This window comes from Ligilactobacillus salivarius (assembly GCF_035231985.1).
GTDB lineage: Bacteria > Bacillota > Bacilli > Lactobacillales > Lactobacillaceae > Ligilactobacillus > Ligilactobacillus salivarius.
The window spans coordinates 417,994-440,000 of the sequence record NZ_CP117983.1 but is presented as its reverse complement, the minus strand read 5'-3'; the positions used below and the strand labels follow the sequence as shown (position 1 = coordinate 440,000).

Below are 22,007 nucleotides of genomic sequence, written 5' to 3'. Positions count from 1 at the left end.
CCACGTCTACCTTCAACTAAGCTATGAATTCACTTAGTGATAACAGGCGGTAAAACCTGTTAGGTTTCCCCATTCGGAAATCTCCGGATCATAGTTTACTTACAACTCCCCGAAGCATATCGCAGTTAGTCACGTCCTTCATCGGCTCCTAGTGCCAAGGCATCCACCATACGCCCTTAATAACTTAACCTAATATTATCTAACGATAATAGGTTATGAGTTTAGCGATTAAGAACTATAATTCTTGTTTTAAACTCTTTAAAACGCGGTGTTCTCGGTTTATTTTTAAGAAATAAATCAATATCTAGTTTTCAAAGAACAAAATCATTTGATAACTCTCGTTATCAATGGAGCCTAGCGGGATCGAACCGCTGACCTCCTGCGTGCAAAGCAGGCGCTCTCCCAGCTGAGCTAAGGCCCCATAAGAAAATTATGAAATTTTCATAAAAGAATGGGCCTAAATGGACTCGAACCATCGACCTCACGCTTATCAGGCGTGCGCTCTAAACCAGCTGAGCTATAGGCCCATAAGCCATTCTTTAACAGAGAGTAAATCTCTGGAAACTAAACAAAGTATTCAATAAATGTACAGGTTCCGTAATTATTCCTTAGAAAGGAGGTGATCCAGCCGCAGGTTCTCCTACGGCTACCTTGTTACGACTTCACCCCAATCATCTGTCCCACCTTAGACGGCTGGCTCCTTGCGGTTACCCCACCGGCTTTGGGTGTTACAAACTCTCATGGTGTGACGGGCGGTGTGTACAAGGCCCGGGAACGTATTCACCGCGACATGCTGATTCGCGATTACTAGCGATTCCGACTTCATGTAGGCGAGTTGCAGCCTACAATCCGAACTGAGAACGGCTTTAAGAGATTAGCTAAACCTCGCGGTCTCGCGACTCGTTGTACCGTCCATTGTAGCACGTGTGTAGCCCAGGTCATAAGGGGCATGATGACTTGACGTCGTCCCCACCTTCCTCCGGTTTGTCACCGGCAGTCTCGCCAGAGTGCCCAACTTAATGCTGGCAACTGACAACAAGGGTTGCGCTCGTTGCGGGACTTAACCCAACATCTCACGACACGAGCTGACGACAGCCATGCACCACCTGTCACTTTGTCCCCGAAGGGAAAGCCTAATCTCTTAGGTGGTCAAAGGATGTCAAGACCTGGTAAGGTTCTTCGCGTTGCTTCGAATTAAACCACATGCTCCACCGCTTGTGCGGGCCCCCGTCAATTCCTTTGAGTTTCAACCTTGCGGTCGTACTCCCCAGGCGGAATGCTTATTGCGTTAGCTGCGGCACTGAAGGGCGGAAACCCTCCAACACCTAGCATTCATCGTTTACGGCGTGGACTACCAGGGTATCTAATCCTGTTTGCTACCCACGCTTTCGAACCTCAGCGTCAGTTACAGACCAGAGAGCCGCTTTCGCCACTGGTGTTCTTCCATATATCTACGCATTTCACCGCTACACATGGAGTTCCACTCTCCTCTTCTGCACTCAAGTCTTCCAGTTTCCAATGCACTACTCCAGTTAAGCCGAAGGCTTTCACATCAGACTTAAAAGACCGCCTGCGTTCCCTTTACGCCCAATAAATCCGGACAACGCTTGCCACCTACGTATTACCGCGGCTGCTGGCACGTAGTTAGCCGTGACTTGCTGGTTAGATACCGTCATCGAATGAACAGTTACTCTCACTCGTGTTCTTCTCTAACAACAGAGTTTTACGATCCGAAGACCTTCTTCACTCACGCGGCGTTGCTCCATCAGACTTGCGTCCATTGTGGAAGATTCCCTACTGCTGCCTCCCGTAGGAGTTTGGGCCGTGTCTCAGTCCCAATGTGGCCGATCAACCTCTCAGTTCGGCTACGTATCATCACCTTGGTAGGCCGTTACCCCACCAACTAGTTAATACGCCGCGGGTCCATCTAAAAGCGATAGCAAAACCATCTTTCATCTAAGGATCATGCGATCCTTAGAGATATACGGTATTAGCACCTGTTTCCAAGTGTTATCCCCTTCTTTTAGGCAGGTTACCCACGTGTTACTCACCCGTCCGCCACTCAACTTCTTACGGTGAATGCAAGCATTCGGTGTAAGAAAGTTTCGTTCGACTTGCATGTATTAGGCACGCCGCCAGCGTTCGTCCTGAGCCAGGATCAAACTCTCATTTTAAAGTTTGTGACTCATTATTTTTTACTAGCGAATTGACTTCGCAAATGTTTTTGCTTCTTTCATAGAAGCCCTGCACATTTGTTTCATCGAAACTTTGTTTAGTTTTCAAAGATCTACTCATCAGCTATCAACAACTGACAACTTTTATATCATATCAAGTTGTCATATATTTGTCAATAACTTTTTCATTTAATATTTTTTATCACTTTCTAAATCAGCGACAAGTAATATAATAGCAAACTTATTTTTAAGAGTCAATTATTTTTTTACAAAAAAATACTGTTAAGTATCTCTTACGACACTTAACAGTATTTATATTATTTCTCTTTTAGTTCTGGAGCATCAGTTGAGAACATATCCTCTGTCGATTTACTATTATTCTTTGTTAATAAACTTGTTTTCTTTTTCTTCTGTGCTTCTTTCAATTCCTTCATGGCTACACTCTTCTTATAAGTATATTGTGACTTGTCTACTTTCTTAAAGCCTTCCAAATTGTAGAATCTCAGTAAATCACCTGTTATTATCTTATCAGACATATTCAACTCACTGTCTGCTTCATCTTGTTGCTTTTCAACTTCCTTAGACTCCTTAGAAGTTAACTTAGAATTTACAACTTCACCATTATTATTATAAACTTTGCTTCCAATTTTACTATAAACAGGAGATACAAAGTCACCATTTCTAAACGCAACTGTCTGACTTCTATTATTTGATAACAAATCTTGTCCAAGTTGAACAGTTCCTGTATCTTTTATTCCTAGTAAGTCCATTAACGTAGGCATTACATCAATTTCTCCACCATATGTATGATTAATGCCACCTTTCAATCCATTTAAGTGGATCATGAATGGAACTTTTTGGAACATAGCCAAATCATAACTAGTTACTTTCTTTTTACCCAATAATTGCGCAATTGCTTTTTTATGGTTATTTGAGATACCATAATGATCACCATATACAACAATCATTGAATTATCATATAATCCAGCCTTCTTCAAATAATTAATAAATTCTTCAAATGACTGATCGAGGTAGCGTGCAGTTTGGACATAACCATCAACAGTTGCATCTCCTGTTGTTGTTTTCGCAATTGATTGATTCTTTTTATCCAATTCATATGGATAATGGTTTGTTAGAGTAATAATTTTTGCATAAAAAGGTTGTGGCAATTGTTCAATATATTTTACGGATTGTTTTAAGAAAATCTTGTCTTTTAATCCATAACCTATATTATAATCTTTCTTACTCTTATAGTAGTCTTTACTAAAGAAATATTGATATCCCCAAGACTTATAGGTATTATCTCTATTCCAGAAACTTCCTACATCTCCGTGGAATGCAGCTGTGGTATATCCTCTTTGATCTAACATTGCTGGCAATGCTTGGAACGTATTTCCAGCTCCATAACTTGTCATAGCAGAACCTGATGGCAATCCATACAATGAATTCTCTAACATAGTTTCTGCGTCAGAAGTCTTACCCTGTCCTACTTGATTAAAGAAATTATCAAATGCTAATGTATTAGAATCATGATAAAACTTATTTATATTTGGTGTTACTTCTTCACCATTAACTTTATAATCAATCATAAATTGTTGGAAACTTTCTAAATGGAAAATAAACACGTTCTTTCCTTTAGCCTTTCCATAATACTCAATATTAGGAGATGTTCTATTTTTATTAATTTTCTTCAGAATTTCATCTAGGTCTTTCTTGCTAGCATTAGCTCTAGTTGCAGATTCTTGATGAGCTTGATATGTACTGTAACCCGCAAAGAAATCTAAACCTAAGTACTTAACAATGTAATTATTATCAAATGTTCTTGTTAATAGTTGCGAACGGTCTTTCTCGGCTAAACCTAAATTAATAGCAAATAAAACTAGTGAAGACACCGTAATTATTATAGGTCTCCAAATTTTCACAGGGCTCAAATCAGGTTTGATTACTTTAAAAATCACCAATAGGGCTAAAATAATTACATCTAAAAATACTAAAAAGTCTGTTCCATGTATAATCTGACTAATACTTAAACTTAAGTTATTTGAAACAGAACCCGATGATTTTATGATACTCATCGATAGAAAATCTGAAAATTCTCGATAGTATAAAATATTGGCAAACAACCATAACGATTGTAGCAGATTAATGACTATCATAATCCAATAAGATTTTCTACCTCTGAAATAAAGTGCTATTCCAAATAATAATAATCCTGCCGGTATCGGATTCAAAGCTAACAAGAATTCTTGCATTCCATCCGATACTCCCAAAGTGAATTTAGTATTGTATACGATATAAGTCTTCATCCAAAAAAGGAAAAGCGTTAATGTAAAGAAACCTATTCGTGTACTCAATCCATCTCGAATTTTTCTTAATGCTAATCGCATCTCTTTTTGCCTCCATAACAGATTAATACAAAACGATTATAATAGAAAAGATGGCCTATTTAAATAATAGTAAGCCATCCTTCATAATTACTTAACAAATTAAAGTTAAGACTAATCATCCAACAAATCAAAAATTTCAATAGCTGCTAGATCAATATCATCAAATTCAAACTTTTGATGTGTCTGCATCTCTTCAAGAGTGTAAGTATTTGTAGTTGGATCATATGCTACTTGACCACGTTCAGAGCCATTTTTTTCAAAACGTCTAACTTGAACTTCATCGCTATCACTTTTAGCCATAGCATCAAGACGTGTGATAATCGCTACAAGTTGTGAATTTTCCATAAATTACAGCCTCTTTTCTTTAAACAATAATCGTTATTGCAATACTTATAATATACAAACATGATAATATCATGTTTACCATATTTTTACATTAGATTTTATTAAAAATTTCCCTTTTCTATACAATCTATTTTTTTGTTACAATTTGTTTAGGTTGAATTAACATTGCTATCAAGCCACTCAGCATCCCAAAATAATAAGTAACTATTCTCCATAAAAGCATTGCTAAAACTAACTTACTTCCAGTACCGATAAAACTACTAAAGATTACCGAAAAGCTATATTCAGCTCCTCCAGCTCCTCCAGGTATTGGAAATAAAGATACAACCATAACTATCAAAACATGCATAGAAACTACCATAATGACGTTAACATGTGTCACTCCTAACGATAATAGGATGAAGTATGGAATAATATAATATACAGCTAACTGTACAAAAGTTATTGCACTTATTTTTAATAATAATTTCCAATTAGATTTCAATTTTAAACTCTCTTCATAGAAATTATCAATTTTCTCATCAACTATTTTATTCCAATTTTGATATTTTTCGTCATTAAATATCCATTTTATTGGTAATAATGTTACTTTTATAAACTTCTTAGTAAAATCATACCAATACATCACCATTAGCAAACTAACGATAACAGCTAGGTGTATAATAAAACCAAATACTACCAACCACGCTAGCGTATGTATTTTTTCTTGAATAAAATTAAAACCTATTAATAAACACAATACAAAATTAACAACTATCATAGCTTGGTAAACAATAAATTTCATCAATGTACTTGACGTTGCACGTCCAGCATCTAAGCCTGATTGCATTAATGCAAATAATTGTGCGGGTTGTCCCCCTGTTGAAAAAGGTGTTATCCCATTAAATAGTTGCTCTAACATTGGCACTCGTAACGCATCAAAAAATGGATAACTTTTAATCTGCCTTTGAACTAGTATTTTTATGACTAACGCTTCAAATACTAAAGAAAGAAACATACACAAAAATGCTATTCCTAACCACCACAAATTTAAGGTGGTAACATCATGTACAAAGCTACGAAAAGATATTTCTCGTAAAGAGAGTAAAAAAATCGCTATTCCTATACCAAACATTATGAATAACACTATTCTATTTTTTCTTGTCATAATCTTACCTACTAAATTTTTGATAATAAGCTAGCCATATTTTTGCTAGTCTTCTTTCAGAATAATATTCTGCAGCTTTTTTAGACTTTTCTTCCAATTTTTCTAATTTTTTTCTATCTTGCGATAAATTAATAATTTTTCTATTCATATCATTTACATCCTTAGCCGGTTCATAGTAACCATCAATGATTGAATAATATAAATCTAAATCACGTAACATAACTGGCAGACCTGCACTAAATGCTTCTAATACACTCATTGGAAACAATTCATTGTATGAAGGAAGCAAAAATAAATCAGCAGCATTATAATACTCATTCATTTTATTCCTATCAACTATTCCCGGAAATTTCAAATTTGCAGGAGGATTCTTTATAACTTTTTTTAGTTCGTCATATCCATCAGTAATAGCTCCAAAAGAAAACCCACCTACCCAAACAAACTGTATGCCAGGATTTAGTTTAGCTAGTTTCACAAAGTCAGGTACTCCCTTACGTTCTTGTACTTGTCCTACACCAACTATTGTAAATTTATTATCTAAATTCAATTTCTTTCTCAAATTCTCTTTTGAATCTGAAATTTTATAAAAAGTATCACTAGATACAAAATTAGGTATATATGTTATTTTTTCTCTCTTTATTCCATAAGCCGTCAATTTCTCAATAAATGATGGATTAACAACTACTAGCTGATCCATTCTTTTATAAAAAGAAATTATATATTTAAAAAAAACTTTTTTCGCTAACCAAGGTAATTTCAAACTTCCATCTATCGTTTCCGGTAAAAAATGTACATATCCAATTTTACAGCCTCTTCCCGGAAAAAAAGTAGATAAATAAAATTGTGGATCAATAGTGTGATAATGGCTAATATTTACACGGTTAAATTTATTAATCTCTATATTAAGTTCTTGCGAATAATATTTTTTTAATAAATTTATTAACTCTGTATATGCACTTCCAACACCTTGTCCTTTAACCTTAGTTGCCGAAGAAAACATCCCTATCTTTATCAAAATTATCTTCCTTTCGCTTTGTTCAGCTCATCAGAATTAAATCTTAATTTCTTTTTCATATCAAAATCTAGCATGCATTTTTCATAAAAAGAAACAACTTTTCTCCCAAAATTATCTGCAGAAATACTATTCAACAATTCTTCTCTCGGTTTAGAATCATTATATTTTTCACCATTTAATAGATAATCAACAACCTTGTTAACCAATTCATCTTCGCCTGTAAAGGTCATACCTATACTTGCATCTGTCAAAATTGAATCTGTATATGGACTGTGAGTAGTAATTACTTTTGTACCTGAAGCAATTGCTTCTATATAGGTCAATCCTTGTGACTCTGATACTGAAGTTGAAACGAAAACATCAGCTGCCTTATAGTAGCTACCTACTTCATCATTGTTAATTTCTCCAGTAAAAATAACGCTATCAGTTAAATTCATATCAGATACCTGTTGTACCAAACTCTCTCTAGCAGGTCCATCGCCACAAATCATCAATTTAGTTTCTGGAACTCTAGCTAAAATATCCGGCATAGCATTTAGTAACTTATCTATATTTTTTTCAAAGGCCAATCTACTCAAAGTTAGTAGTAAAGGTTGCTCTGAATTTATTTTATATTTTTCTCTAATATTTTCATTTGTACTTTTAGAAAATTTAGAGATATCTACTCCAGTTGGAATTATTTCAATAGGTTCATCAATTCCATATCGTTCTAATGTCTCTTTAACTCTTAAACTAGGTGCTACTATTCCTGACATGTGGTAACAAAAAGATTTAGACATTTGTTTAACATGATAAGGCTTTAATAATCTTCCTTTAGCCACATAATGTAGATAGTCCTCATACATTGTATGATAAGTATGTATGCATGGAATTTTCAAATTTTTAGCGACGAATTTCCCAATTAATCCCATCGAAAATTCTGTTTGAGTATGAATAATATCTAAATTTAATTCTTTAGCTACTTGATAAGCATGAAAAAGTCCCCTTACAGCAATACGTCTATCTGTAAATGAAATGAATGGAATACTTGAAAAGCGAAAAATATTACGCTCATAAATACTTTTGTCAACATTAGGATCAGTTGTCGTAAAAATGTACGCTGTGTGACCTTGTTTCTCTAATTGTTCTCGTAACGTTTTGATAGAGGTCGCAACACCACTTACTTGCGGATAATAAGTATCCGTAAATATTCCGATATTCACATATATCCCCCTCTGTCATTTTATAGTCATTGTTAATTATATGTTTTTAACAAAACCATTGCAATTAAAACCCATAATTTGATCAACAAATATCCCAAATTTTACAAATAATTTACAAATCAAAAAAGCTCGAGAAGGTATTCCCCTCTCAAGCCTTTTATATAAGTTATACTAAACTATTTTGTGTATTGATTTACAAGTTCTACAACTTCATCAGCTGTTTCACAATCATTAACTGCTTTATCAGCTAATTCTTCCATCTTCTTAGAATCTAGTGTCTTCAACAAACTACGTGTCTTCAAAATTGAAGTAGCACTCATTGAGAATTCATCTAAACCTAATCCTAATAAGATAGGAACTGCAACTTGATCTCCAGCCATTTCACCACACATACCAGTCCATTTACCTTCTTTGTGTGATGCTTCAATTGTATTCTTAATTAATCTCAAGATTGAAGGGTTATATGGTTGGTATAGGTAAGAAATCTTTTCATTACCACGGTCAGCAGCCATAGAATAACCGATTAAGTCGTTTGTTCCAATACTGAAGAAGTCAACGTACTTAGCTAATTTATCTGCAACCATTGCAGCAGCTGGAACTTCCATCATCATACCTACTTCGATATCATCAGATACTGGAACACCATCTGCAACAAGTTTTGCTTTTTCTTCTTCAAAGATTGCTTTTGCATCCTTAAATTCTTGGACAGTAGCAATCATTGGGAACATGATAGCTAAGCTACCATAATGGGATGCACGCAACAAAGCTCTTAATTGTGTGCGGAAAATATCTTGGCGATCTAAAGAAATACGAATAGCTCTATATCCTAAGAAAGGATTTTGTTCTTCTGGTAATGGAAGATATGGTAATTCCTTATCTCCACCAATATCCATTGTACGAACAACAACTTGCTTACCATTCATACCTTCAACAGCAGCTTTATATGCCTTAAATTGATCTTCTTCAGATGGCAATTCAGAAGCATCCATGTAAAGAAATTCAGAACGGAATAAACCGACTGCTTCTGCACCATTATCATTTGCACCTTCAACATCTTTAGGTGTACCAATGTTTGCAGCTAATTTAACTTCTTTACCATCTGCTGTAACTGACTTAGCATCCTTCAATAATTTCCATTCTGCTTTTTGATCAGCAAAAGCTTTGGCTCTAGCCTTGTAATCTTCTAATTCTTCGTCAGTTGGTTCTACTAATGCTTGTCCATCTAAACCATCAATAATAACCATTTGACCTTCAGAAATTTCACTTGTAGCATTACCAGAACCTACAACTGCAGGAATTTCTAATGTACGAGACATAATAGCAGAGTGAGAAGTACGTCCGCCAATATCTGTGATAAATCCCTTAACAAAATTACGATCCAATTGAGCTGTATCGGAAGGAGTTAAGTCATGAGCAACAATAACTACTTCTTCATTAATTAATGCAGGGTTAGGAATAGATACTCCCAACAAGTGACCCATAACACGCTTAGTAACATCGCGAATATCACCAGCACGTTCTTGCATATAAGCATTATCTTCCATTGCTTCGAACATTTGAATGAACATATCAGTTACACTCTTCAAAGCAGCTTCAGCATTTACTTTGTCATTTTTAATTTTATCGTTAATTTGTCCAAATAATTCTGGATCAGATAAAATTGTCAAATGAGCTTCAAAAACTTGTGCTTCTTCAGCACCTAGATTTTCAGTAGCTTTTTGCTTAATGACTTCAAGTTCTTGTTTGGAAGTTTCAACAGCTACACTTAAACGTTCGATTTCAGCATCTGGATTATCAATAGTTTTTTCTTCAAATGATAAATCAGGTTGAACGAGCATGTAAGCTTTAGCAGCTGCAATACCATCACTAGCTGCGATACCGTTTAAAACCTTAGTCATTATTCAGCTAAACCTTCCTTTTTCATTGTTTCTTCAATAGCAGCAATTGCTTCTGCTTCATCTGCACCGTCTGCAGAAATTACAACATCAGCATTTTGGCCTACACCTAAGGACATAACACCCATGATAGACTTCAAGTTTACAGACTTGCCATTGTATTCCAATGTTACATCTGAGTTAAATTTGCTTGCTGCTTGTACCAACAATGTAGCTGGACGTGCGTGAATACCTGTTTCTGCGATTACGTGAAATTCTTTCTTTTCCATTATTAATCAATCTCCTTTGAATAAGTAAATATATGTGATTAAGAGCCTTGTTAAGAACACGTTTACATTAACAATATGCAAACGATAACAATCTCGATACTATGATAATAACATGAAAACCTTAGTAAGACAAGACTTACTTCATTTTAAATTTATACATATTTTTTAGGTATTTTTACTGTTAAATAACTGTCTTTACTGATTTATACTTAAAATATACTTGCTAAAATCATTATCATGCACAAAACATAATTAATACTAAATTAATTTGGATTCCTTACTATAAATATAGGTAGCTCCCCCACCTCGTTTAGCTGTTCCAACAATATTCTTTCTATGACTATAATTCATAAAAGCTTTTTGAAAATCCATGAATTCTTCTGTATTTATTTCTAACTTATCTAGTGTTCCTTCTCTAAGTTCGTCTAACAATGCAGTATAATCTTTTTCCATAAAAATCACCTCGCGCACAAAATTATAACATATATTTTATCCAAGTCTTTATACTTGAACTTTATACCTAACATTGTATAATGAAGTCATTAAGGTCAAAGTTGGTCAAAATAACTTTGATATGTTGATAGAAAGGTCGTGAAAATCAATGTTATGTCAAAATTGTCATAAAAATCCTGCGACAATTCACTTAACAACTAATTTAAACGGTCGCCAAACCTCTATTGATCTTTGTCAAAATTGTTACCAAGAAATCAAAAATGAAGCTAACGGCTTTAATAATATCGGACAAGATCCATTTGGTTTTGGTAGTTTAGATGATATTTTCAAAGCTATATCTAATCCTAATTTTTCTAACCAACAAAGTATGTCTCAAGAGCCACCTACACAAAGTGGTCGCATAGGTGGAAATAACGGTAATCGTAATGGTGATTCCTCTATTCTGGGACAATATGGATTAGATTTAACAGAAGAAGCAAAAAATGGTCAAATCGATCCAGTTATTGGACGTGATAAAGAAATAGCCAGAGTAATTGAAATTCTAAATAGACGTACTAAAAATAATCCTGTTTTAATTGGTGAAGCTGGTGTTGGTAAAACTGCTGTTGTTGAAGGACTCGCCCAAAAAATTGTTAATGGCGATGTTCCTCAAAAACTAATCGGGAAAAAAGTTATTCGTCTAGATGTTGTTTCTTTAGTACAAGGAACTGGTATCCGTGGACAATTTGAACAAAGAATGCAACAACTAATGAAAGAATTGAAACAACAAAAAGATGTAATCTTATTTATTGATGAAATTCATGAAATTGTTGGTGCTGGTAATGCTGAAGGTGGAATGGATGCTGGTAATGTGCTCAAGCCATCTCTTGCTCGTGGAGAATTCCAATTAGTAGGTGCTACTACCCTAAATGAATTCAGAACAATTGAAAAAGATGCCGCACTCGCTCGTCGTCTTCAACCAGTTCAAGTTGATGAACCTAGTGTAGAAGAAACTATTAAAATTCTAAATGGTATTCGTAATAAATATGAAGCTTATCATCATGTAAAATATACTGATGAAGCTTTAAAGGCTGCTGTAACTTTATCTAATAGATATATTCAAGATAGATTCTTACCGGATAAAGCAATTGATTTATTAGATGAATCTGGATCTCGTAAGAATTTAACGATTCATGCAACTGATCCAAAAATTATTGAAGAACGCATTAAGAATGCCGAAAATCAAAAACAAGCTGCACTAAAAGAAGAAAATTATGAAAAAGCAGCTTACTATCGTGACCAAGTATCACGTTTTGAAAAGATGAAAGACAATGCTTCAGATGAAGATACTCCAGTTGTTACCGAAAAAGATATGGAACATATCATAGAAGAAAAAACTAACATTCCTGTTGGTGAGTTAAAAGCTAAAGAAAAGGAACAACTTCGTGATTTAGGCTCTTCACTTGAAAAACATGTTATTGGTCAAGATGAAGCTGTAGATAAGGTTGCTCGTTCAATTCGAAGAAATCGTATAGGTTTCAATAAATCAGGACGTCCAATTGGTTCATTCTTATTCGTTGGTCCTACTGGTGTAGGTAAAACTGAAACAGCTAAGCAATTAGCCCGCGAGTTATTTGGTACTGAAGACTCAATGATTCGATTTGACATGAGTGAATACATGGAGAAATTCTCAGTTTCTAAATTAATCGGTTCTCCTCCTGGATATGTTGGCTATGAAGAAGCTGGCCAATTAACTGAACAAGTTCGTCGTCATCCTTATAGCTTAATTTTACTTGATGAAGTTGAAAAAGCTCATCCTGATGTAATGCATATGTTCTTACAAATTCTTGATGATGGACGCCTAACTGATTCTCAAGGAAGAACAGTTTCATTTAAAGATACTATCATCATTATGACAAGTAATGCTGGTAGTGGTGATTCTGTAGTATCGGTTGGTTTTGGAGCTGAAGCAAATGGTTCATCTCATTCAGTTATTGATAAATTAACCAAATACTTTAAACCTGAATTCTTAAATCGTTTTGATGATATCATTGAATTTAATCCATTGTCTAAAGATGATTTAGTCAAAATTGTTCGGTTAATGCTAGATGATGTTAATAAAATGATGGCTGATCAAAATATGCACATTGATGTTAGTGATAAGGTAGCAGATAAACTTGCAGAATTAGGTTATGATCCTAAGATGGGTGCTAGACCACTTCGTCGTGTAATTCAAGAACAAATTGAAGATAAAATTGCTGATTTTTATCTTGATAATCCAAATGTTCAAAATTTTGTTGCTGATTTAGATGAGAATGATGATATCGTAATTAAATCTAAGTCTAAAAAAAATGAAGACTAATTTTTTGAGAGAGTTAATTTTTTAACTCTCTTTTTTATGCTTTTTTATTCAATATTTTTGATAAAATTAATATATTTAGCTATAATATAATTAGAGATATAGGAAAGGTTCGGTGATTATTATGATGCATTTAGTTGATGTAACTGCTAGTCATGCTAAAGACATTCAACGTGAATTAGCAGCCACCCCTGTCCACTTCATTAAAGTTTATACTTTAGGAAATTCACGTGTTGTATATAAAAAGAAACATGGATTTTCTGAAATTATAATTTCTAATAAATTACGTGGAATAACTGACAAAGAAATAAATTTTGTTGTTGAAAAACTTTTGAAGAATGACACTAAAAATATGGAGATTACTAAACAAAAGAGTTTAGTTGAAATCATCGTTAATAACTAATTCATATATGACTACTACTTATTAGCCCCAGATTGATATTTTACATCAAATTTGTCGGGCTTTTATTATTTCACAAATTCATTTAAAATCTTGTTTATTTTAATGATATAATAGAAGATAATAGTTCTTCATGAAATGAGGTGAAATAATGGCATTCTTAGACTCAGTAAAAAACTTGATGAAGTTTAATAAAAATAATGAAGCAAAACAAAAAAATGATATATCCACAGTTGAAAAAAGTGATCTCTCAGATAAAAATAAAGAACCTATCACTAAAGTTGGACATAACGCTACTTTAATCATCATATATCAAGATGATCGTGGTCAAAGTCTGACTACTCCACAAATTATTTCTGGATATATTGGCGAAGAACTTCATTTAAGATTCAAAGAATTTCCCAACTATGACTTAATTAATATTTCAGGATTTACCAGTGCCTTTGTTGATCAATATGGTTCTATAACTCTTACCTATCGTAAACATCAAGGGGCTGATGTTTGGCTATTTTCACAAGATATTGATAAGCAAAAGTTACTGATGCGTCCTGTCTTTATCCGAGGAGATTTTGGGGAACGTTTTGAATTAAATGCCCCTACCATCCCTGACTATTCACTACAAAAAGCTGTTGGTCCTACTCGTGGTGTCTTCTCAGATAAACAACAATTAGTCACATACTATTATCGTAAATCACGTTGGAAAATTGTTGATCATAATGTGCATTATCTTCGTATCAATTCTTATTGTTTAAGTTATACAGAACCCGAAGGACATGATATATCTGTCACACTTGCTCCAGATACTGTTTGGCAAACATTTGAGTCTATTCAGCTTATCAATAATGATTGGTGGTATAACATTGGCGGAAATGCCTGGGTTAAATTTGATGAACAACGTATGGAATTACTAGAAAACAATCCATATACTTTATCAGATACATTAAAGATCGCTCCTATCCAGGATGATCCTGAACTAAGTATTCCTGAACCAGTTAAATTATCTGTTACTGCTGAAATTAACTTTGTACCTAACCAAAAACTTGCTCTTTATGATCGACCATTCGGTAAAAAAATTAATGAGATAGAAAATGGAAAAACTGTGCTCATAACTGCTCGTAACCGTGTCGGTCATATGCTTTGGTTTGAAGTTGATGGTCTAGGTTGGACAATTTGGGAATATCTACAATTTTAAAAAGAGATGTAGTTGAAATTCAACTTACATCTCTTTTTTTATTTATTCAGCTTTTAAATGATACATTGTAGCAGCATAGTCATTACGGATAATAGGATCATAGAATCCTAATTCCATTAATTCATCGCCACCATAAACCTTATTAGTTTCAACATCACGGTAGTTCCTATTGGTATCTAATCCATATAATTTAGTTTTCGTTAATACAGGTTGAGCTTCTGCTAAAACTTTACATACCATTACTACTGCTTCATCTTTTTGAGGGCTTATAAACATCCAAGCTGTTTTATTACCATCTTTAGAAGATTGTAAACGATAGAAATCTCCATATTGGACTAATTTTCTAATACCCTTGTATTGATTTACTTGTTTTTTAACAATTTCTTTTTCTTCGTCTGTCAATGTTGTTAAGTCTAACTCATAACCAAAGACTGCACTCATAGCAACTGCACCTCTAGTATCGATTGGTGTCACTCTACCAGTTTGATGATTTGGAACTGCAGACACATGAGCTGTCATCATTGATGGTGGATATACTAAACTTGTACCATATTGAATAGTTAATCTGGCAATCGCGTCCGTATTATCACTAGTCCAGCTTTGTGGCATGTAGTAAACAAAGCCTGCATCAAATCGTCCACCACCGCCAGAGCAGCCTTCAAATAAAACATCTGGGAACTTGCTAGTTATTCTTTCTAAAATATCATAAACCCCTAAAACATAGCGATGATAAACTTCACCCTGTCTATCTGCAGGTAGATTTTGTGAATAGATATCAGATAAATTACGATTCATATCCCACTTAACATAATCAATGTCATTATCAGCAATAATAGTTGAAATCTGATCAACTATGTCATCTCTGACATCTTTTCTTGTCATATCTAAAATATATTGATTACGTGATGGACTTGGTTGTCTTCTTGGAACTTGCATCAAATATTCAGGATGGCTTCTATATAATTCCGAATCCATTGAAATCATTTCTGGTTCAAACCAAATACCAAATTTCAAATCTTTGCTGTGTACGTAATCTGCAAAATGTTTTAAGCCTTGAGGGAATTTTTTCTCATATACATTCCAATCACCTAATGATGAATTATCGTCATCGCGATGACCAAACCATCCATCATCTAATACAAACATCTCTATCCCCAGTTCCTTGGCTTCGTCTACGATTGGCTTTAATTTATCTTCATCAAAGTCAAAATATGTAGCTTCCCAATTATTAACTAGAATTGGGCGTTCCTTATATTTATATTTGGAACGTGTAATTCTATCTCTGACAATATTATGAAATGCCTTACTCATAGCATTCAATCCATTATCAGTATATGTCATTAATACTTCTGGAGTTTGGAAACTTTCCCCTGCTGGCAATTGCCAATTGAAATTATAACCATTAATCCCTACTAATAATCGAACTTGATCAAGTTGATCTTTTTCAATTTCAAAAGCATGGTTTCCTGAGTAAACTAACGCAAAGCCATACGCAGCACCATTGAATTCATCAGTATTACTATCAACCAAAGCAACAAACGGATTCATTTGATGACTAGAAGTACCACGAATGCTACCAAATGTTTGAATCCCATATCCTAATTTTTGTCTTTCTAAATGACGTTCGTTTACATGGGCTCCTGGTAAACTAATTACATCAAAGTCTCGTTGAGAGAAATCTATTTGCATGGATGCAACTTTTTCCAAGTTTACATTTTCTTGTCCTAGATTCTTAACCTTAACTGAACGTGTAATAATTGGATAATCACGATATATTGTATATAGTAAGTCAAATAAAACTCCACTTTTCTCGTCTTCTAGCGTAACAATCAAAGTATTAGCTTCCGATTCTGACTCTACATAAGCTGCTGGAAGTCCTGTCAATTCAGGTTTTCCTTCTTCAACTTTGTAAGTCTTATATTTTAGCATTAATCCATTTGAGCCATCTTTTTGACGCACTACTGTTGCGGGAACTCGATAATCCATCTCACCGGCACTACTATATTCTTGTGGCAAAGTATCTTTGGAAAAGGTTCTATCTAAACTACCTGGTAAATTACCAGAAAATCCTCTATCTACTCGTGGATAACGTAATTGTCCATGATAACTTTTTACCCTTTTACCAAAATATAAATGACTAATAGTATCGCCATCTTCAATTGAAAAAATATATGAAAGTTGCTCATTATGCAAATGAAAAACTCGATTTTCTTTATCTACTGTAATTAAATCTACCATTTTACCAAACCTTCCTTAGCTATAGTTTACTTTAATCCACAATGCCTACTTCTTCTACAAAACGTTTAAATGCCATTCTACCGGTTTCATCATGCTTATAAACTCCAGCATCTTCTAGCACTCTAGCAAATACTCGACCTAATTCTTGATGAATAATTGTATCAACATTATCTTGATTTATATCTGAATATTTTTGTTTAATATCATCAGCCCACACTTGATGATATTCTTCCATTTTATTTTCTTGACCTAATAAGTATTTCTCAACTTCTTGAAGTTCACCTTTCAAACGAGGAGGTAAAATTGCTAATCCCATTACTTCAATTAACCCAATATTTTCTTTCTTAATATGTTGAACATCTGGATGAGGATGGTAGATACCATCTGGATATTGTTCTGAAGTTTGATTATCACGCAATACCAAATCTAATTCTAACTGTCCATCTCGTTTGCGAGCAATTGGCGTAATCGTATGATGTTTTTCACCATTAGATTCAGCTAAGACAGAAACTTTTTCATCTGAATATCCACGCCAAGTTTTTAGAATTTTATCAGCTAGATCTACTAAATCTTCTTTTGAATTTCCACGTAAACGAATAACTGACATTGGCCATTTAACAATTCCTGCTTGTATATCTTCATAACCTGCAAATTTTAATTCTGTTTCTATTGGTGCTTTTTCCATCGCGAAAGTATGACGTCCACCTTGATAATGTTCATGTGTTAATATAGAACCACCTACAATTGGCAGATCAGCATTACTTCCTACAAAATATCCTGGAAATTGCTCAATAATACCTAACAAATTATTGAATGTTTGCTTGGTGATTTCCATTGGTTCATGAATTGTATCTAAGAAAATACAATGTTCATTAAAATAAGCATATGGCGAATATTGGAATCCCCATTGTTTATCATCTAAATCGAAACGAATAATTCTATGATTTGCTCTTGCAGGATAATTAACTCTTCCTTGATAGCCTTCATTTTCCATACAAAGTTGACATAGGGGGTATCCACTTGCCTTCATCTTTTTAGCCAAAGCAATTTGTTTTGGATCCTTCTCAGGCTTCGATAAATTAATTGTTATCTCTAATTGTCCATATGATGTTTCAACTGGAAAATAAATATTTTTCGCAATAGCTTTTGTCTTAATATAGTCATTTCGCTTACTTAAATCATAAAAATTCTGAATAGCTTCTTCTGGTGAATTTTGTTGGTAAGTTTGCCAAAAATCTTGATTAACTTTACTTGGTAAAGGAGTAATGAAATTCATCAACTCTGCGCCTAAACAATCTTGTTCATTCAAAGTTTCACCAACTTTACCATGTTGGACAGCATATTCGACTAGCTCATCTTTTAAGTCAATAATTTCATTTTTAGTAGTTGTTAGTTTTTCAACACCTTCTCCTACCAAATTCAAAATCCGATTATATAAGTAATTCCTATCAAGTTCTGTATAATTTCCTTGTTCAATTACTTGTTTTATAAATGTATCTAATAGTAATTTATCATCCATCTTTCTCAGAACCTCTCTTTACTTATCTTGATAACCTTCTGGATGTAAAATGTGCCACTTCCACGCTGTCTCAATGATTTTACTAATATCATCAAATTGGGGTTTCCAACCTAAAACTTCTCGTGCTTTTGCAGAAGAAGCCACTAATACATCTGGATCTCCACCACGTCTAGGTGCTATTTCAGCTGGGATTTCTTTATTTGTAACCTTTCTTGCAGCTTCTAAAATTTCTCGATTAGAAAAACCTGTAGACGAACCTAAGTTAAATGCCGTACTTGGATTACCGGCTTTTAGATAATCTACCGCTAGAATATGCGCATCTGCCAAATCTAAAGGATGAACATAATCTCTTATATTAGTACCATCTGGAGTATTATAATCATCGCCAAAGATTTGTAGCTTATCTCTTTTACCCATTGCTACTTGTAACACAATTGGTAAAAGATGAGTTTCAGGCATATGATCTTCACCGATTGATCCATCAGGTTTAGCACCAGCCACATTAAAGTAACGTAATGGTACAAATTTTATTCCATATGCTTTATCAGCCCAACGCATAATCTTTTCCATCATTAACTTACTTTCTCCATATGGATTGATTGGATTTTGTGGAGTTGTTTCCTTAATGGGAACTTCTTCTGGAATACCGTAAGTAGCTGCTGTAGATGAAAAAACAATTTTATCAATTGAAAATTCATTCATTACTTCTAATAACTTAACCATTCCAGCAGTATTGTTATCAAAATACTTCAATGGCTTTTTCATGGACTCTGCTACTAAAGAATAGGCAGCAAAGTGAATGACCGCATCTATATCAGAGTTTTCTTTAAAAACTTGACGCATAAAATCTTTATCTGCAATATCTCCTTGATAAAACTTAGCATCCTTGTTAACCGCTTGACGATGTCCAGTCACCAGACTATCAACAACGATTGTTTTTTCACCCTTCTCTATCAATCTATCCACTGTATGTGAACCAATATATCCAGCTCCACCTAAAACTAAAGTAGCCATCAAAATCCCTCCATTAATTATTCTTTATTAAAGTACTTTTGTTCCATCTGCAATTTCTGCAATATAGAATGCAGGAGCATAACCTATCTTTTCTGTATAAACCTTACCCACATTTTCTTTAAATGCTTCAACTTTGTCTTTATCAACAATTGCGATACCACAACCACCAAAACCAGCACCAGTCATACGAGCTCCAAGTACACCTTCTTGTTTCCAAGCAGTATGTGCTAATGTATCAAGCTCGATTCCTGTAACTTCATAATCATGTTCAAGTGAAACATGTGATGCATTTACTAAGCGACCGAATTTTTCTAGGTCACCTTCTTCTAATGCAGCTTGTGCTTGCATTGTACGTTGATTTTCCCATACAGCATGGCGTGCTCTCTTCAAACGATTTTCGTCTTCAATTAAGTAAGCATATTCATCAAAAGTTTGAGCATCTAGTTCACCTAAAGTATTAATATCTAATTTAGCTTGCAATTCACCTACTGCAGTTTCACATTCACTACGACGTTCATTATACTTAGAATCAGCTAATTCACGACGTTTGTTTGTATTCATAATAACAATTACGTTATTTCCCATATCTACTGGTGCATATGAATATTCAAGAGTATTAGTATCTAATAAGATTGCTTGGTTTTGTTTACCCATTCCTACTGCAAATTGATCCATAATACCAGAATTTACACCAATAAATTTATTTTCTGTTTCCATTCCTAACTTAACTAAGTCAACACGATCAATATCTAAGTTAAATAATTCTTGGGCAATTACACCAATTAACATTTCTAATGAAGCAGATGAAGATAAGCCGGAACCATTAGGAATATTTCCTTCAATAAAGATGTCCATTCCTTTATCAACATCATGACCAGTTTCCTTTAAGAAATAAATCATCCCTTTAGCATAATTTACCCAATTGTCTTTTTTGTCGTACTTTAAATCATCAAGTGATGTTTCGATAATTCCTAAATCTTCAAAGTTAGCGGAATAAAAACGTAATTTATTATCTTCACGTTTACGAGCAGCACCATAAGTTCCTAAGCTAATTGCACATGGGAAAACATGACCACCATTATAGTCTGTATGTTCACCAATTAAATTAATACGTCCTGGTGAGAAGAATGTAGCTTCAGCTTGTTCACCAAAAATTTCTGTAAATTTATCATTAATTACCTTTTTATCCATAATAGAATCCTCCTCGTTATCTCGTATAAAGAAAACGTTTTATTAACAATTTTATTGTAGTACTTTTTAGTAAACTTTTCAATAAAATTTACTAAAAATATGAGAAAAATTTATTATTATATCAATCTATGATACAATATATATTGAAGTTACTTAGAAAGATGGGGTTATATGGCTACTATTAAAGATATCGCCAAACTTGCAGGCGTTTCACCAGCAACCGTCTCTCGTGTTTTAAATTATGATGAATCGTTATCTGTTGGTGATGAGACTAAAAGAAGAATTTTTAAAACTGCTGAAAAGTTAAATTATTCTAAACATAAAAAGAAGAATAAAGAAGAACATTTAAATAAGATAGCAATTGTGCAATGGTATACTGAAGCTCAAGAATTAACAGACTTGTACTACTATTCAATTCGTCTAGGAATCGAAAAAAGAGCTCAAGAATTGGGATATGAAGTTGTTCGTATTTTCCACGATGATCCTTTAGATGCAATCCAAAATGTCGATGGAATCATTGCAATTGGAAAATATAGTACTAATGAAATACAACAACTTGATAATCTAAATGCTAATTTAATCTTTGTTGACAGTGATTCCTTAAGCAATGGTTTTAGTTGTGTCGTAACTGATTTCCAAAATTCCGTTATCACTGTTTTAGATCACTTCTTAGAAAAAGGTCAAAAAAACATCGGATTATTAGCAGGTGAGGAACATACTTCTGATAATTCTCAAACTTTGATTGATTTACGTTTTACTATATTTAAAGATTATCTTAGTCGTTTAAATCTTTACAACCATCAAAATGTATATGTTGGAAGTTTTAATCCTGAATCTGGATACAAAATGATGAAAAAAGCTATCGTAGAATTAGGCGATAACCTTCCAGAAGCATTTTTTGCTGCTAATGATGCTATTGCTATTGGCGCAGTCAGAGCGCTTCAAGAAGAAAAGATTTCTATTCCTGATCGAGTAAGTATCATTTCTTTTAACGATACTTCTATTACTAAATATGTTTACCCATCATTAAGTAGTATTAAAGTATTCACTGAAGAAATGGGCGTTGAAGCCGTTAACTTACTATTGGATTACATCGCTCATCCATTTAACGTTGCAAAAAAAGTTATCTTAGGAACAAAATTGGTTCTTAGAGATAGCACTATCAATTAATTATTTATCTTCACAAAAAAAGTATGAGTTCAATCGAGCTCATACTTTTTTATTAATC

The 22,007-nt window shown here is 33.8% G+C and carries 16 protein-coding genes, 2 tRNA genes and 2 rRNA genes (1 of these 20 running past the window's edge); 4 read left to right on the top strand and 16 right to left on the bottom strand.

Annotated features, from left to right (window positions below; genetic code table 11):
• From PTA89_RS01815 to PTA89_RS01760, 12 genes are all read right to left on the bottom strand, one after another.
• Nucleotides 1-190: ribosomal RNA gene (locus PTA89_RS01815) — 23S ribosomal RNA — on the bottom strand (it extends 2,726 nt beyond the left edge of the window).
• Nucleotides 191-348: 158 nt separating this feature from the next.
• A tRNA-Ala gene (locus PTA89_RS01810) sits at nt 349-421 on the bottom strand.
• Nucleotides 422-452: 31 nt separating this feature from the next.
• Nucleotides 453-527 (bottom strand) — tRNA-Ile (locus PTA89_RS01805).
• 85 nt (nt 528-612) lie between these two features.
• Nucleotides 613-2,174: ribosomal RNA gene (locus PTA89_RS01800) — 16S ribosomal RNA — on the bottom strand.
• Together the 16S and 23S rRNA genes with 2 tRNA genes alongside form the textbook arrangement of a ribosomal RNA operon.
• A gap of 317 nt (nt 2,175-2,491) precedes the next feature.
• Nucleotides 2,492-4,561 carry an LTA synthase family protein gene (locus PTA89_RS01795; protein ID WP_324177301.1) on the bottom strand — a complete coding sequence of 690 codons (2,070 nt, stop codon included), beginning with the start codon at nt 4,559-4,561 and terminating at the stop codon, nt 2,492-2,494.
• Between the two features lie 111 nt (nt 4,562-4,672).
• Complete coding sequence (locus tag PTA89_RS01790; protein WP_003699512.1) at nt 4,673-4,906, bottom strand: YkuJ family protein; 234 nt, start codon at nt 4,904-4,906, stop codon at nt 4,673-4,675.
• A 127-nt stretch (nt 4,907-5,033) separates the two neighbouring features.
• The gene (locus PTA89_RS01785) at nt 5,034-6,053 is read right to left on the bottom strand and encodes a lysylphosphatidylglycerol synthase transmembrane domain-containing protein (RefSeq protein WP_003710704.1); all 1,020 of its coding nucleotides are present in this window, start codon (nt 6,051-6,053) and stop codon (nt 5,034-5,036) included.
• Between the two features lie 4 nt (nt 6,054-6,057).
• Complete coding sequence (locus PTA89_RS01780; protein ID WP_034998230.1) at nt 6,058-7,068, bottom strand: glycosyltransferase family 4 protein; 1,011 nt, start codon at nt 7,066-7,068, stop codon at nt 6,058-6,060.
• Nucleotides 7,069-7,070: 2 nt separating this feature from the next.
• Nucleotides 7,071-8,270 carry a glycosyltransferase family 4 protein gene (locus PTA89_RS01775; RefSeq protein ID WP_044004569.1) on the bottom strand — a complete coding sequence of 400 codons (1,200 nt, stop codon included), beginning with the start codon at nt 8,268-8,270 and terminating at the stop codon, nt 7,071-7,073.
• Between the two features lie 176 nt (nt 8,271-8,446).
• Entirely contained in the window at nt 8,447-10,168 is a 1,722-nt protein-coding gene (ptsP, locus tag PTA89_RS01770) for a phosphoenolpyruvate--protein phosphotransferase (RefSeq protein ID WP_003699518.1), read from the bottom strand.
• On the bottom strand, nt 10,168-10,434 hold the full coding sequence (locus PTA89_RS01765; RefSeq protein WP_003699522.1) for a phosphocarrier protein HPr: 267 nt from the start codon (nt 10,432-10,434) through the stop codon (nt 10,168-10,170). Before PTA89_RS01765 ends, ptsP begins: the two co-directional genes overlap by 1 nt.
• A 258-nt stretch (nt 10,435-10,692) precedes the next feature.
• A complete protein-coding gene (locus PTA89_RS01760) occupies nt 10,693-10,887 on the bottom strand; it encodes a hypothetical protein (protein WP_003699525.1) in 195 nt (64 codons plus the stop codon).
• Nucleotides 10,888-11,035: 148 nt separating this feature from the next.
• Here PTA89_RS01760 and PTA89_RS01755 point away from each other — a divergent pair, with 148 nt between their 5' ends.
• The 3 genes from PTA89_RS01755 (at nt 11,036) to PTA89_RS01745 (ending at nt 14,817) form a co-directional block, all read left to right on the top strand.
• On the top strand, nt 11,036-13,228 hold the full coding sequence (locus PTA89_RS01755; RefSeq protein ID WP_081533727.1) for an ATP-dependent Clp protease ATP-binding subunit: 2,193 nt from the start codon (nt 11,036-11,038) through the stop codon (nt 13,226-13,228).
• A gap of 121 nt (nt 13,229-13,349) precedes the next feature.
• Nucleotides 13,350-13,628 carry a DUF1827 family protein gene (locus PTA89_RS01750; RefSeq protein WP_003708317.1) on the top strand — a complete coding sequence of 93 codons (279 nt, stop codon included), beginning with the start codon at nt 13,350-13,352 and terminating at the stop codon, nt 13,626-13,628.
• A gap of 148 nt (nt 13,629-13,776) precedes the next feature.
• Nucleotides 13,777-14,817 (top strand): MucBP domain-containing protein, encoded by a 1,041-nt coding sequence (locus tag PTA89_RS01745; RefSeq protein ID WP_324177300.1) that lies wholly within the window; start codon nt 13,777-13,779, stop codon nt 14,815-14,817.
• A 42-nt stretch (nt 14,818-14,859) separates the two neighbouring features.
• Here PTA89_RS01745 and PTA89_RS01740 read toward each other — a convergent pair whose 3' ends face one another.
• From PTA89_RS01740 to PTA89_RS01725, 4 genes are read right to left on the bottom strand one after another with little or no spacing between them, the layout of a single operon-like run.
• Complete coding sequence (locus tag PTA89_RS01740; protein WP_324177299.1) at nt 14,860-17,055, bottom strand: alpha-galactosidase; 2,196 nt, start codon at nt 17,053-17,055, stop codon at nt 14,860-14,862.
• 31 nt (nt 17,056-17,086) lie between these two features.
• Complete coding sequence (gene galT / locus PTA89_RS01735) at nt 17,087-18,574, bottom strand: UDP-glucose--hexose-1-phosphate uridylyltransferase (RefSeq protein WP_081540576.1); 1,488 nt, start codon at nt 18,572-18,574, stop codon at nt 17,087-17,089.
• Nucleotides 18,575-18,592: 18 nt separating this feature from the next.
• On the bottom strand, nt 18,593-19,588 hold the full coding sequence (gene galE, locus PTA89_RS01730) for a UDP-glucose 4-epimerase GalE (RefSeq protein WP_324177298.1): 996 nt from the start codon (nt 19,586-19,588) through the stop codon (nt 18,593-18,595).
• Nucleotides 19,589-19,615: 27 nt separating this feature from the next.
• A complete protein-coding gene (locus PTA89_RS01725; protein ID WP_003699538.1) occupies nt 19,616-20,779 on the bottom strand; it encodes a galactokinase in 1,164 nt (387 codons plus the stop codon).
• 171 nt (nt 20,780-20,950) lie between these two features.
• On the opposite strand from PTA89_RS01725, the gene PTA89_RS01720 reads away from it, so the two are divergent.
• Nucleotides 20,951-21,949, top strand: coding sequence for a LacI family DNA-binding transcriptional regulator (locus PTA89_RS01720; RefSeq protein WP_087448892.1), 999 nt, complete (start codon nt 20,951-20,953; stop codon nt 21,947-21,949).
• Nucleotides 21,950-22,007: the final 58 nt, after the last annotated feature.